Source organism: Pseudomonas sp. M2(2023) (assembly GCF_030263955.1).
In the GTDB taxonomy this organism is placed as follows: Bacteria; Pseudomonadota; Gammaproteobacteria; order Pseudomonadales; family Pseudomonadaceae; genus Aquipseudomonas; species Aquipseudomonas asiatica.
Genome location: NZ_CP127114.1, coordinates 1,848,679 through 1,861,491, shown reverse-complemented (window position 1 = coordinate 1,861,491; position 12,813 = coordinate 1,848,679). Strand labels below are relative to the sequence as shown.

Sequence of the window (12,813 nt, the reverse complement as noted above, 5' to 3'; positions counted from 1 at the left end):
TTGATGATGAGCACGCTTTCGATACTTCCCCAGGCTTGCAGACCCGGTCGTTGAATTTGCAACGACAGGGCGAGACTAGGGGGCTCAGGTTTCCATCGCAATGGTGAAACGGCTTGAAAAGGATGATTCAGAAATGGACTACACGGAAGGGGAAAAAACTGATTCGGTCTTGTAGGACCAGCTCACACCGACGCACCAGAACCATACGCTCAACGTTTTTTAGGCTTACAATTTCCAGACTTGGCAGCAATTGACTATCAGGCTTCAACGCCGATAATTGCCCCCAAGTTTTCAGTAATCGCAGCAAAACCCGAGCAGCAAATGGAGGTATTCATGCCAGTCAAAGCAGCAGCACCGGCGCTCATCGTCGCCGCGCTCGCATTGGTGGGTGATTACACAACTCTCTCACTTCAATCACGTGCCGTTGAGGTTCGTGAAGCCAGCGCTACCCCCCCCTCTTCCCCTGACCTGCGCAGCGTAATCGCTGAGCTGACTCATGGCTGGCTGGTCCTGGAGTCGATCTATTCGAGGCGTGTCGTTGCACTCATGAAATCGGATACCTTCGACCAGACCAAATACCTCAAGAATGCTGAGTTGCTCAAAGCGGTAAGGCAGTTGGAGGGCGGACTGCAAGCGGCAAACGTGCCAACCGCTCTTTACAATGAGCACCAGAACCTGCGCCGAGCAGTGGCTAAGGTACGCAGCAAAATGGTTGTCATCGATGGGATCTACCAGCAGTTCTTCCTCACGCCGGATGAGTTCCAGAGCGCACTGAGTGCCCCTGGCCTTCGCGATCTTGCCGATCACACTACCCGCAAGCTCAACCGACTGGCGTAAGGTGACCAATGCCAGTCGAGGTTTCATTTCATCCCGAAACGTTTGAAGAGTTCTTCCTTCCTGTCGATGCGAAACATCCCGGCTTGTCGGAAGTGTTGAAAAGCGAATTCCTACGCTACATCGAATCCAGGCGCCAACTCATCCCCTCGATCTTCGGGCGGGACGTACCTTACACGCAGCCGCCACTTGCGTTTCAGGCTTGTCTGATGCACATCCATATCTGCATCCCACCTGCCTTATTCCCCAAAAACGTTCCTCAGCATGACAGAGTTTGCAAGATGGGACGGCCGGGTGATGACGCAGCACTCATCTACGTCCAGGGCGAGTTGTATGAAGATCGCTATCTGATACTGGCCTTTTTATGGCCGGATGCGCACACCAAAGCCCGGGATATTTCGACCATGCAGTATCTGGCTCGACTGGCGAAAGAATGGCGCGATAACAATTGATCGCGATTATCCGAAACGACGGCGTGACTCTCGGATGGCTGGCGTAGATTGAGGTGTAAGGGCGACCACGCCATCGCAACGGAAACACACACCCACCAGGATATCCTTGACCACCCCTTGACCATCGCTGAACGGTACATCACGACGGGCATAGTACGTAGGCACCACTACCTGGCAGTGTTCGCAAAGCGCTTTACCGGTGACCCCTTCGGCAAGAATTTTCATTATCTGAGTACTCGTTAGTGAATGCTGATCAACCGGATGACCTGGCCGGAGCAATAATTGGCGCCGTAGCCTGCGAAACTCGAAAAAGCATGCATTATGAACCCATCGTCCGCACCGTAGCGCAGAGCTGTGTAACCAACGCTTTCATGACTAGCCCCGACTGCCCAGTTCGCGGGTAAACCCTCCCCAGGGAACACCTCGCTCAGGCATTCAACTACACGAAATCCGGCGCTGCCCCGGTATCTGATCCGGTCGACCTGCCTGGGGGTCGATGTCGGCACTGACGAGCTTTACAGCACACATGGCCTGGACGACCTGCAGAACGACCTGCTCAGGATGAACGAGCTGAACCCACGGCCAGGCTTGTTCAGGGAAAAAGCTGCCAGCTACCAGGCACGTTGGCCGTGGCTGGTCTTGGTTGAGTGAGCGTGCGCTTTTGACCTGTAGAGGCCGTGCTGGAACGGGGCTGCCATGCAGCCCATCGCAGGCAAGCCAGCTCCCACAGGGACCGCGTAAAACTCAGAAGTTGTGCGATCACTGTGGGAGCTGGCTTGCCTGCGATGGGCCGCAAAGCGGCCCCAAACTGGTTAACTGACAGGCATTACCCCCGCTGCCTTACCATTGGCTTCTGCCTCACGTAAACAGGAGTAGATCCCACTGCCAGGCCAATCGACCGAGCCGTCCTCCCGTATGCCGTCGAGCGCATCTTCAAAATGCCTGGCTCTGTATAAACGAAGCCATTTTGACTCGTGCCTCAACCATGGTTCTGGCCCAATATTGCAGGTTCAAACAATGCCGATTGATGGTCTGGTAGCTTTCCTCCAGATAACCATCCGCAGCCTGGCAGCCTGACTCTGACCAGAGATCGAAATGCTCAATGAAGTGGTGAACTAACTTATTACGCAGGTCGGCAGCTACCCCTGGCACTCAGGACCATTCAATGGCGACGAGCCTATTCTGCAGGTGTCATAACGGCCTAGATCAATACTCGCGTTAAAGCTATACCCAAAGGGTTGAGAGTGCAGATGGACCACATGCCCGTTCAGCGACTGGGGGAATTTCGCGGTGTCGAATCAGCTGGTCATACGCAACATGACCCGTCCCGAACTGGACGAGCTCGTCGATTGGGCTGCCCGTGAGGGTTGGAATCCCGGCGTTCACGATGCCGATTTGTACTGGGCCACGGACCCTGCCGCCTTCATCGCGGCGTCCCGGGGCGGCGAATTGATCGGCGGCGGTGCCATCACTTCCTACAACGGCGAATTCGGTTTCATGGGCTTTTTCATCGTCCGACCTGAGTATCGCGGTCAAGGCCTGGGCGATACCCTCTGGCACGCACGCCGCGAGCGACTCCTCGCCCGCCTGCGCCCAGGCGCGAGCATTGGCATGGATGGCGTCTTCGCAATGCAGGACTACTACGCCAAGGGTGGGTTCGTCTTCTCCCATCGCAACATGCGTTTTCGTGCCAAGGCCACCGAACGCCCGGCGCCTTCGCAGGTAGACAACCAGGACATCGTCCCGTTGGCCACCTTCCCGTTCGATGAGGTGGTCGATTACGACCGCACCTGCTTCCCTGCCGCGCGCGCAGCCTTCCTGAGCGGGTGGATAGCCCAGGCCGATGCACTCGCCGTGGGTTGCCGCCGCGAGGGCAGGCTTAGCGGCTATGGCGTGGCAAGGCGCTGCCGGGAAGGCTACAAGATCGGCCCCTTGTTCGCCGATGACGCGCTGGCAGCCAATGCCCTCTACGCGCGCCTGGCAGAATTTGCGCGAGGTTGCCCGCTGTTTCTGGATGCCCCCGAGAATAACCCCGCCGCGATGGCGCTTGTGCGCCAACAGGGCATGATCGAGGTTTTCGGCTGCGCACGAATGTACCTGGGCCCTCCTCCGGCGATCGCACACGAACGTGTGTTCGCCGTCACGACCTTCGAGCTGGGCTGATGTCCGCTCGCAACCTGATCGGTTATGGCGGCAACCCACCCCACCCGCGATGGCCCGGTGGGGCGCGCGTCGCGGTCCAGTTCGTACTCAACATCGAAGAGGGTGCGGAGTCATGCATGCTCAATGGCGACGCACAGTCGGAGGCCTGGCTTCATGAGCTACCCGGCCGCCCGCCGCGTGTGGGGGAACCGGACCTGAGCGTCGAAGGCATGTACGAATACGGATCGCGCGCAGGTGTGTGGCGCATTCTGGAGCTGTTCGGCGCCAGGGGCCTGCCGCTGACCGCCTTTGCCGTTGGCCGAGCACTGGAACTGACCCCGGCGATTGGCCATGCGCTTTGCGCTGCCGGGCATGAGATTGCCGGGCATGGCTACCGTTGGCTGGACTATCGCGACATGCCTGAAGACCAGGAGCGGCGCCATATCCGCCTCACCATCGAGGTGATCGAGCAGGTCTGCGGTAAACGCCCCGTAGGTTGGTATACAGGAAGGGTCAGCCAGAACACCCGCCGCCTGTTGCGTGAGGAAGGCGGGTTTCTCTATAGCTCGGATGCCTACAACGATGATCTGCCCTATTGGCTCCCAGGCTCGCCCGCCCACCTGGTGATTCCGTACACACTGGTCAACAACGACGCCCGCTATCTGCTGCCCAATGGCTTCGCCTGCGGTGAAGACTTCTTCCGGCTGCTGAAGGATGCTTTCGACCTGTTGTGGCAGGAGGGCGCGCAGCACCCGAAGATGATGAGCGTGGGCCTGCATGGGCGGATCAGCGGCCATCCTGGTCGGGCGATGGCGCTGGCGCGCTTTCTCGATTACGTGCAGGGCCACGACGGGGTGTGGGTCTGCCGGCGCGAAGAGATTGCCAGGCACTGGATAGCCCAGTTCCCCGCCTGAGCGGTCAGTCGTTCGCAACAAACACGGGATCAGCTAACGGCCTGCCCTGCCGGACGCGCCGAGCACAGCCTTGCGCTGGCATTTCATCAGGACCTTACGGCCGGTTTCGACAAAGGGCGTGACGATCAGGCTATAGACCGTCAGGTAACGCTGGTGGTCCTGCTCACCGGTGCCGAAGCGGATGCTTTCGGGCGTTGATGTAGTGACATAGAGCGTGCCGAACATCCAGTCCCAGAGGGACAGGTTGGTGCCGAAGTTCCGGTTGAAATGGCGCGGGGCGTCACTGTGATGGATCTGGTGCTGGGCCGGGCTGTTCAACACATGTTCCAGCTGCGGGCCGAACGACAGCCAGACATGGCTATGCCGCAGGTTGGCCGCCAGGCTGTTGAAGATGAACACCAGGTAGGTCACGCCGAACAGGGTGTAGCGGCTGACTTCACCGCCGCAGAGGTACCAGAAGCATCCGGCGTAGAAGCCGATGCCAATGCCTGTGCTCAGTTTCTCGACGATCTTTTCCACGAAATGCACCCGGCTCGCTGTCGCCGGCACCAGCACGGGCGCCGAATGATGGACTTTGTGAAAGGCCCAGAGCCAGCGGGAGTGAAAGGCCCGGTGCGCCCAGTAATGGATGAAGTCCTTGAGCAGGAACACCCCCAACCCGTAGAGCAGGGACAGTGCAAGGTTCTCGCCCAGGCGCGGGCGCGCGCCCCAGAGGTTGCTGAAAAAGGCCAGGTAATCGCCGGAGCGCAGGATGTAGGGGTCGACCAGTTGGACGACGGGCAGCACCAGTGCAACCTTGAGGATGGCCCGCACGAAGTAGTAGCGGTAGTCCAGCAGCGCCGACGGATGCAGATGTACCCGGGCGCCGCCGATGAATTGCCAGAACGATTGGGCGTCGCTCAGGCCGCGCTGCTTCCTGAAGCGGAACAGGCCATAGGCTGCGCCATAGGAGATGCAAAGGAACAAGGCCCCGAAACGGCCATTCACATTGAAAATGCCGAGAAACTGGTCGGTAACAGGCGTGATCACCCAATCGGTCAGGTGCTCATAGACAAGCGACAGGGCATCCACGAAACGTCAGCCTCGGCAAAAGGGACGCAATTGTAAATCAGATTGATTTACTCCAGTGGTTTTATGCATGGCCTGGTGCTGCCTCACCAGCTCCCGCCTGCAGGCACTGCCGCAGTTGAAACTGGGCGGCGGAGTGCGCTGGCGAGGCTCGGAGTTCATTGATCAGCGTGAACGACCCGCTTCGCCCAGTCGACCGATCATGCCGGGCCGGTTACGCTGGTGCTTCCCCTCGCACGGAAGCGCCAGCGATTGCATTCACCCTACTGCCCTCCCCTGCGAACACCGAAGCACCGGTGCCATCCACGGCACGGTCAAGACAATCCCCGATACAGCAATCCCGGCTAGGCGCCTGCATGGCTGAACAACGGATGCTAGCGCTCACCGCACCTCCCGGAGATTCCGTTCGTTGACTGACTCACAGCACAAAGCGACCTACGCGAAACGGTTCGAAGCCGTGCTTGCCTACATCGACAGCCACCTCGAAGGTGACCTGTCGGTAAATGCCCTGAGCCGCGTCGCGCACTTCTCGGCATTTCATTTCCATCGGCAGTTCACGGCATACATGGGCATTCCGGTTTCACGGTATGTGCAACTGATGAGGCTTCGACGCGCGGCGCACCAACTGGTCGCCTCGCCTGCCATCTCCGTGCTGGAGGCAGCTTTCGGCGCCGGCTTCGAAAGCCCCGAAGCCTTTTCCAGGGCTTTCAAGCGTGCGTTTGGCATGGCGCCGAGCGTATTCGCCAAGGCCCCGAACTGGCAGGCCTGGAGTGCGGTTTTCGTTGTTCCTCATCTTTCAAGGAGTATCACCATGCAGATCCGTATCGTGGATTTCGCCGAAACCCATGTGGCCGCGCTCGAACACCAAGGGGCGCCCGGCCTGGTCAGTGAAAGCGTTGCGCGTTTTCGCCAATGGCGCATTCAGAGCCGCCAGTCACCGGTGGCCAGCAGCCGAACCTTCGGCATCCCCTACGACAACCCCGACACCACCCCGGCGCACGCCTTTCGCTTCGCCGTGTGTGGCGAGATATGCGAAGCCGTGCAGCCCAACGATTTCGGCGTGCACGAACGCATCATCCCGGCGGGCCGCTGCGCCGTGATCCGGCATACCGGCTCGCCTGACTACATTGGCGAAACCATCTATCCGCTTTATCGGGACTGGCTGCCTTCGAGCGATGAGGAACTGCGGGATCATCCGTTGTTCTTTCACTACTTGAGCGTGTATCCGGAAACGCCGCTGGAGCAATGGCAAACGGATATCTACGTGCCGCTCAAGTAAGTTGGCTGGTGGCTAATCTGGGGAGAAGGCTGCAGGGCCGCGCATAGATCGAGTCCAGACGGATGCCCGGCTCTCTTGGTAAACTAGCTGCCTGCCCTGGCAATCACCGATCTCCTGCCGCCGACTTTTGCTACGTCGCTCCCTCGGTTTGCTACAAACACCCTCGAAATTGCTGAATTTGGTACAAGACACGTTGAACGATATGACCACAAACCCAGGCTCCAACCCAGCAACCACGCGCCCTGAGCCTTCCCGTCGCTTCAGCGTTGCACCCATGATGGATTGGTGCCATTTTAGCTGTAGGGCACATTGAATCTAGCTTTCAGCTCTGCCATCTTGTACGAGTACCATTTGTGTACCACCTGTAAGCCAGTATCGCTAAAAAATTCCTCTTGACAGGACGACATGTCAGAATGCTATTAATCGGAATTACTTTGGACCTCGATGAGCGCTCACAATCAGCTTGAGCCATCGGGCAACAAAATTAACTAGCGGAAAGTCAAGAATAATCGCTTGCTCCGAGGCAACGCATCTACAAGCTCACTATTTACCAATTTCTTAATTTGCTCTCCTAACTAGAGGAAGGTCTGGATGACCGCTAAAGAAAAAAATTCTGAAACTCCCAATGAACAGAAAACCGTAAAAAAAAACGAGCCTAGCTCCGCTGCGAAAACTTGCTTTGTGATGATGCCTATCGCTGATATGGACGGATATGATCCCGGACACTTCAGAAGGGTATACGAATATCTTATAAAGCCTGCGTGCGTCGCCGCTGGCTATACTGCTCAGAGAGCTGACTTCGTCGCAGCAAGTAACTACATCATAATTGATATCCTTAAAAAAATTATTGAAAGCGACATAGTCATTTGCGATTTAAGCGGTCGAAACCCCAACGTACTATATGAACTTGGGGTTCGCCAAGCCTTCAACCTACCCACCGTATTAATCAAAGACACAATCACTTCAAGAATTTTTGACATTCAAGGACTACGAACAACTGAGTACAGTCACACTCTTCGAATTGACGAGGTTCAAGCAGACATATCAAAAATAACCTTGGCCCTCTCCGAAACTGCCGCCGCCCCCAACGATGTAAATTCAATGATACAGCTTCTAGGGACGAAGCCTGCTCAGCTACCACATAAGATTGAAGTATCGGAAGACACCAGCCTCATCCTTGCCTCCCTTAATGATATATCGAGCCGAATCTCAACTCTTGAATCCGGCCCGAAGCAAATCCGAGGGCGAACCCTCTCCTCTCCAACAGCCAAAGGCAGGAGATACTCCTTTAACGACGAATTATTCAGCCACGGTGAAGAGCTATTTGTAAATGGCAACAGCATTGGGCGCCTGATAGACCTCGAAAGTCATGGGATTACAGTCGAAAATAATGGCTCAGCGGAAACCATAAATTTCAGCGACCCGTTATTCCCCAAGATTACTGGAGTACCTTTTTAACTTAACTCTTAGAACCCCAACACTGGACTAAAGACTTTCAATGCAAAGTCTTTAGACAGGCTTTAGGGAGAAAGCAGACCTCGCTGAGTTAACGTAAGGCCTAACATAGGGCTTTGAACACGCCCGACGTTTTCAATGGGCCGCTGTAACCCAGCATAACCAGCTTCTCAAGAGTTGGTGGAGAGGCCTAATGAGCCCTAGAGATTTTCCAAAATTTGCCCGAATAATTCTCGAAATTAAAGCATGCTCCTGGATGAACAAGCCTCCACCATAGCCGACACGCTTGAGCCGATGCGCTCGAACCAGTCGCCGTCAGAGAAGCGCTGGAGGAGCGCTCGCTATGGATGAACCATAGCGTCTCAAGTGATCGAGGTGGGCGGTACAGCGTAGGCCAACACAGCGTCATATGTGACCTAAGTGATGGGCAAGCCCCCAGCACTACTCCAGGGCCACCAGGAAGAGGGCGAGTTCATCCCCGACTAACTGTGATGGCTCCAATGCCAAGGTAGTGTCGATAAGACGTCAATAAATACCCAGCTCGAAAGGTCTGTGGCTTGTCTTTCGCCCCTAGCAGGCCCAGGCAATTCTGGCCCCCATATAGGATGAAGCCACAAGCGTACGCGCAGCACTTCCCATGGCGCCCAGAATGTTTAATGCTCACCTAGTATATCCGGTGATAATGAAACCTGATCAGTTTTAATTTAATTAAGGCTTAGGCTTTGGGGCCGCCTTGCGCTTATTTGTCGTTGGAGGCAAAGGTACCGATTGCTCAGAGTCTTCTTCTGTGTCGGTTATTAGCACTTTTCCAAGAGGCGGAGTACTCCATGGGAAATCGATATGTGATGCGCCTAGACCTTCAATCAGCGGCTTAGCTAATGAGCGAAGGTATGGGTAAAGGGTCGCACCGAGGACATGAGCGCCCTCTTTAGAATTGATCCACTGCGTGACAACTTCGCGATTTTTAGCGGCAGCCTTGAAATTTCCAGCTATCTCAATTTTAAAAAAAGGTTTATCAACGTCGTGCAAAGTCGCTTCAAATTCCAGCCCGACTGAAAAGTGAAGCTCTTTAGTGGCGCTCGTTGATTTGCTTTCGCCCTCTACTGACAAGCTGAACCGAGCTTTAAAAGAAGAATTTCCATCTACTACGTCAGCCTTGAAATGATCTCCATGCACACTGCGAATCGTTATGTGTTTGAGAGTAATTAAATCGAGACTCATTGTACAAGTACCAGATGTGGGCGGGTGGCTGGCGGACTAAAAGTTATCTCGTCGGATTGATATAGACTTTGCGTATAATGATGGTGATGCACCTCATTATACTTCCCATCAATATGGCAGCGCAGCGCTTCTTTAACCACTTCATTTATCGAGGTGTCTTGCCGGGCTGCAAACATCGCTAAGTCTTTATGTAGCGAGGTTCCGACTCTAACATTGAACGAACCCGAAAACGGTTTTTCGGGAGCAACGCCAAGGAATTCACAGGTTTCAAGGTAGTCATCAACGGCCTCTTTGAAAGCAGCCTCTAACTCCTTGAGGTTTTCCGCTTCATACGTAACTAAGTCGTTGATATGAAGAATTTTGCCATGCATCACATATGCCTGCACGTCAAAATCAATCGACCCTTGAAATCCTTTGTACTCAAGTGTCTTATTCGTCATATAAATAACCCTGTGATTTTAGTGCTTCAATAATATCTTCGATTTGCGCACCTATAAGAGTGCTATCAGGGTGTCGTTTGTGCAATAACACTTTATGTTTGGTTGTAGGATGCACAAATTTTTTCCTTGATCCACTTCCTTCCAACTCCTTGTAACCAAAATGCTTCATCACCTTTTGAAGCTGCGCCCACGTGAAATCCCTGGGCGCCGGGGTCTTGACGAGCTTTTCGATCACCTTGTCGATCTGGCTCATGCGACGCTCCTGCGAGCGTACACACCGCAACTATAATCCAGTTGCAAATTGCTGGCAAATGGCTTCTGTATCATCCGTGCTACCCTGCTGATCTGCTCCGTACGGGATGGCGCGAATCATGGCATTTTGGTCTCACTCGAACAAGCCGTTCACAAAGCTATGAACGCATATCTGCAGCAGTGTTCCCCTAGAGACGCCTGGGTTGAGAACGTATGGAGTGTTTTGAAGCGTCGGGGGCGATGTCCGAAGGAAGCGGTGAAGCTACTCTCTGATGGAGGGGCGTTTCGGCGGAGCATGAATAGGAAAATCGGAGCGGCAAATTATCTGGCTTCCATACCCTCAGGCACTGATAAGCTCCGTCCCGTACAGCTGATCGCCCAGGCTTGCGGTGTCGAACTCGCCAAGGCAATGACAGGAAGAGGGATGTGAACGGATAGCCAGTCTTATGGGTGCGCTGTCGAGAGTTGGGCTTCCACCGCTAGCTGTGTGATCGCTCACGCCCGTAGGTGTTCTATTCCAGATGAAATCGCCTCGACATGGATCTCGAGGGTTGCTAGGTTAGCCTTGACGCTTTCATGGATGTGGTATGACTCACTTCACTCAGATGCATCGATCTTGCTCCTTTCGGGGATGATAGCCAGTGGGCCACTGACCGACCTACTACCCTTGATCTAGTGAGGAGATCCAGTTCGTGACTGCCACTGGTAGTTCAGAACAAGCTCCCCAGCGATGACGGCTGCCAGTTCATGATCACCAATTCGCCGGTCACCTCAGCCTTGCCTTGCCGCTGGTTCGTGCTGCTGTAGCGGATATCCAGACATTCGAAGTGGAAGCCGTCAAAGGCACGCCGAATGTCTGGATGGTCGTTGATGCTGACCATCACCCTGCCCTTGCAGCGGCGCATGAAGTCAGCCATGCGCTCGTACTCCTCGAACGGAAAATCAAGTCCATAACCAGCGGTCTGCCAGTAAGGCGGATCCATGTAGAAGAACGTGTGTGGTCGGTCGTAGCGCTCGGCGCAGGCGAGCCAGGACAGGTTCTCGACGTAGGTGCCTGCGAGTCGCTGCCAGGCGGCGGATAGGTTCTCCTCGATGCGCAACAGGTTGATTGCCGGCCCCGTTGTCGCGGTACCGAACGTTTGCCCGGTGACTTTACCGCCGAAGGCATGCTGCTGCAGGTAAAAGAACCGGGCGGCGCGCTGGATGTCGGTCAGGGTTTCAGGGCGCGTCATCTTCTGCCACTCGAAGATTTGCCTCGAGCTGAGCGCCCACTTGAACTGGCGCACAAATTCCTCAAGGTGGTTCTGCACTACCCGATAGAGCGTTACCAGGTCGCCGTTGAGGTCGTTGAGCACCTCCACGGGCGCGGGCTGGGGACGCATGAAGTACAACGCGGCTCCGCCGGCGAAGACTTCAACATAGCATTCATGAGGGGGAAAGAGAGGGATCAAGCGGTCGGCCAGGCGGCGTTTGCCACCCATCCAAGGGATGATTGGAGAGGTCATAGGTATGCAAGTCTTTACTGTATGAATAAACAGGTGTTAGGCTCGCCGCGCTTTGTGCACAAGGCAGAGGCCACGGCTGGACTTGCAGGAATGGTCTGCGAGTTCGGCGGGCCGGGCTGGATGTTGGCGCATCTACCCGGCTCGCCTCTTTTCATTTGATGACTTCGCGGACGTAGGCCTGGCAGGCCTTCAGTGCGATCAGTCCTCGGTCACCGTCGTCGGTGATGCCAACAATTCGTTGAGCATGCGCTGGGTCAAGTTGGGCGCGAACGGCTCCATGAACCACGCCTCCGGTGCCGGCAGCTTCTCGCACCCCACGGTCACTACCCGGGGCGGCAAAGGTTTCGGCGTCGACAAGGACTGACAGCCGCAAATCAGCAGTAGCCAGCCTGTCACGCAGGCGAGCTTGAATCTGTTGTGCATCGTTCATCTCCTTCCAATGTGTTTTGCCCTGCTCTTGCAGGCGATCTTCCAAGGCTTGTCGCTGACTTTTCTGCGCTGCCAACTGCTGCAAGGCTGCAGCTGCTGCCTCCTCACGTTCACGACCATGAGCTCGATCCTTGTCTGCCAGTTGCTTTCCGTATTCGCTGGCCTGCCATATCCAGGCCCCTCGTCCGCCCACATAGAGCCCAACAGCAGCGGCGAGAAGTGCGATTCGCCAATTGAGCGGCATTACTGCAGCACCTCAAGCGCACGCTTGTAGAGGGTCTGGCGATCCTTCAGCCCATTCAGGCCGCCATTGATACGGCGGGTGATTAGCTCGAACACCGAGTCATCGGCCTGCAGCACCTTGTCAGCCAGGGTATTAAGCCCCGCCCGCTGCCAGTACCAGCCGGCCGACAGCGAGGCGTAGACCGGTTGCTCGAGCAGGTCGGGGGTATTGAGCAGGCGGCTGTCACCGAACAGCGCTTCGCTGCAGGCTTCGTAGTTGTCGCGGCCCGTGATCTGGATAAGCCCGCGACCACGATACCGCTGACCATCACCATCAGCCGCCGGGGTGTTGCCGAGGCGCTCCGCCAACTGCCCGGTGTCGTACTTGGCTAGGTAGGCGTCATTACCGAGCTCTCGCACATACAGCAGCTGGCCCGACTCATGGCCGACTTGCGCAAGGAACGCAGCCATACGCCGAGGGGTGATGATCGAGTACTTGCCCATTGTTGCGTTGAGGCCGGGAACAAAAACGCCGGCTTTGCGGCCGGCGTTGGGAAGGATCTGTTGCAGCTGTTGAACTGAGATAGCCATTGGTTTCTC

General features: G+C 55.8%; 13 protein-coding genes and 2 pseudogenes. 8 read left to right on the top strand and 7 right to left on the bottom strand.

Annotation, left to right across the window (positions count from 1 at the left end; translation table 11 throughout):
• Positions 1–333 precede the first annotated feature (333 nt).
• The 5 genes and pseudogenes from QN085_RS08605 to puuE all read left to right on the top strand — a co-directional run bounded on the left by QN085_RS08605 (position 334) and on the right by puuE (position 4,342).
• On the top strand, positions 334–837 hold the full coding sequence (locus QN085_RS08605; protein ID WP_023660675.1) for a hypothetical protein: 504 nt from the start codon (positions 334–336) through the stop codon (positions 835–837).
• An 8-nt stretch (positions 838–845) separates the two neighbouring features.
• A complete protein-coding gene (locus QN085_RS08600; protein WP_023660674.1) occupies positions 846–1,286 on the top strand; it encodes a type II toxin-antitoxin system YafO family toxin in 441 nt (146 codons plus the stop codon).
• 456 nt (positions 1,287–1,742) lie between these two features.
• Positions 1,743–1,937: pseudogene (locus QN085_RS08595) on the top strand (nucleotidyltransferase family protein); the annotation flags it as partial.
• A gap of 639 nt (positions 1,938–2,576) precedes the next feature.
• The gene (locus QN085_RS08590; protein WP_023660672.1) at positions 2,577–3,449 is read left to right on the top strand and encodes a GNAT family N-acetyltransferase; all 873 of its coding nucleotides are present in this window, start codon (positions 2,577–2,579) and stop codon (positions 3,447–3,449) included.
• Positions 3,449–4,342, top strand: coding sequence for an allantoinase PuuE (gene puuE / locus QN085_RS08585; protein WP_023660671.1), 894 nt, complete (start codon positions 3,449–3,451; stop codon positions 4,340–4,342). The genes QN085_RS08590 and puuE overlap by 1 nt, the downstream gene beginning before the upstream one ends.
• Before the next feature lie 33 nt (positions 4,343–4,375).
• On the opposite strand, the gene QN085_RS08580 is transcribed toward puuE, so the two are convergent.
• Positions 4,376–5,413: a sterol desaturase family protein gene (locus tag QN085_RS08580; protein WP_013971788.1), complete on the bottom strand. Its 1,038-nt coding sequence runs from the start codon at positions 5,411–5,413 to the stop codon at positions 4,376–4,378.
• Positions 5,414–5,819: 406 nt separating this feature from the next.
• Between QN085_RS08580 and QN085_RS08575 the strand changes: the two genes are divergently transcribed.
• The 3 genes and pseudogenes from QN085_RS08575 (at position 5,820) to QN085_RS08570 (ending at position 8,147) form a co-directional block, all read left to right on the top strand.
• Positions 5,820–6,689: an AraC family transcriptional regulator gene (locus QN085_RS08575; protein WP_023660670.1), complete on the top strand. Its 870-nt coding sequence runs from the start codon at positions 5,820–5,822 to the stop codon at positions 6,687–6,689.
• 202 nt (positions 6,690–6,891) lie between these two features.
• Positions 6,892–6,993: pseudogene (locus tag QN085_RS25955) on the top strand (tRNA dihydrouridine(20/20a) synthase DusA); the annotation flags it as partial.
• Between the two features lie 287 nt (positions 6,994–7,280).
• A complete protein-coding gene (locus QN085_RS08570) occupies positions 7,281–8,147 on the top strand; it encodes a hypothetical protein (protein WP_285690413.1) in 867 nt (288 codons plus the stop codon).
• Positions 8,148–8,852: 705 nt separating this feature from the next.
• Here the strand turns inward: QN085_RS08570 and QN085_RS08565 are convergent.
• The 6 genes from QN085_RS08565 to QN085_RS08540 all read right to left on the bottom strand — a co-directional run bounded on the left by QN085_RS08565 (position 8,853) and on the right by QN085_RS08540 (position 12,804).
• Positions 8,853–9,365: a hypothetical protein gene (locus QN085_RS08565; protein WP_285690411.1), complete on the bottom strand. Its 513-nt coding sequence runs from the start codon at positions 9,363–9,365 to the stop codon at positions 8,853–8,855.
• Positions 9,362–9,805 (bottom strand): type II toxin-antitoxin system HicB family antitoxin, encoded by a 444-nt coding sequence (locus QN085_RS08560; protein ID WP_285690409.1) that lies wholly within the window; start codon positions 9,803–9,805, stop codon positions 9,362–9,364. The genes QN085_RS08565 and QN085_RS08560 overlap by 4 nt, the downstream gene beginning before the upstream one ends.
• A complete protein-coding gene (locus QN085_RS08555) occupies positions 9,795–10,058 on the bottom strand; it encodes a type II toxin-antitoxin system HicA family toxin (RefSeq protein ID WP_285690407.1) in 264 nt (87 codons plus the stop codon). The genes QN085_RS08560 and QN085_RS08555 overlap by 11 nt, the downstream gene beginning before the upstream one ends.
• Before the next feature lie 709 nt (positions 10,059–10,767).
• Positions 10,768–11,562 carry a DNA adenine methylase gene (locus tag QN085_RS08550; RefSeq protein ID WP_285690404.1) on the bottom strand — a complete coding sequence of 265 codons (795 nt, stop codon included), beginning with the start codon at positions 11,560–11,562 and terminating at the stop codon, positions 10,768–10,770.
• Between the two features lie 151 nt (positions 11,563–11,713).
• Complete coding sequence (locus QN085_RS08545; RefSeq protein WP_285690402.1) at positions 11,714–12,235, bottom strand: lysis system spanin subunit; 522 nt, start codon at positions 12,233–12,235, stop codon at positions 11,714–11,716.
• The gene (locus tag QN085_RS08540; protein WP_285690401.1) at positions 12,235–12,804 is read right to left on the bottom strand and encodes a glycoside hydrolase family 19 protein; all 570 of its coding nucleotides are present in this window, start codon (positions 12,802–12,804) and stop codon (positions 12,235–12,237) included. Before QN085_RS08540 ends, QN085_RS08545 begins: the two co-directional genes overlap by 1 nt.
• Positions 12,805–12,813 lie beyond the last annotated feature (9 nt).

What these genes read in the sequence shown, in the direction of transcription:
- QN085_RS08560 (WP_285690409.1), bottom strand. Translation starts at nt 9,805, where the DNA reads ATGACGAATAAGACACTTGAGTACAAAGGATTTCAAGGGTCGATTGAT.
- puuE (WP_023660671.1), top strand. Translation starts at nt 3,449, where the DNA reads ATGTCCGCTCGCAACCTGATCGGTTATGGCGGCAACCCACCCCACCCG.
- QN085_RS08540 (WP_285690401.1), bottom strand. Translation starts at nt 12,804, where the DNA reads ATGGCTATCTCAGTTCAACAGCTGCAACAGATCCTTCCCAACGCCGGC.
- QN085_RS08570 (WP_285690413.1), top strand. Translation starts at nt 7,281, where the DNA reads ATGACCGCTAAAGAAAAAAATTCTGAAACTCCCAATGAACAGAAAACC.
- QN085_RS08555 (WP_285690407.1), bottom strand. Translation starts at nt 10,058, where the DNA reads ATGAGCCAGATCGACAAGGTGATCGAAAAGCTCGTCAAGACCCCGGCG.
- QN085_RS08605 (WP_023660675.1), top strand. Translation starts at nt 334, where the DNA reads ATGCCAGTCAAAGCAGCAGCACCGGCGCTCATCGTCGCCGCGCTCGCA.
- QN085_RS08565 (WP_285690411.1), bottom strand. Translation starts at nt 9,365, where the DNA reads ATGAGTCTCGATTTAATTACTCTCAAACACATAACGATTCGCAGTGTG.
- QN085_RS08600 (WP_023660674.1), top strand. Translation starts at nt 846, where the DNA reads ATGCCAGTCGAGGTTTCATTTCATCCCGAAACGTTTGAAGAGTTCTTC.
- QN085_RS08550 (WP_285690404.1), bottom strand. Translation starts at nt 11,562, where the DNA reads ATGACCTCTCCAATCATCCCTTGGATGGGTGGCAAACGCCGCCTGGCC.
- QN085_RS08545 (WP_285690402.1), bottom strand. Translation starts at nt 12,235, where the DNA reads ATGCCGCTCAATTGGCGAATCGCACTTCTCGCCGCTGCTGTTGGGCTC.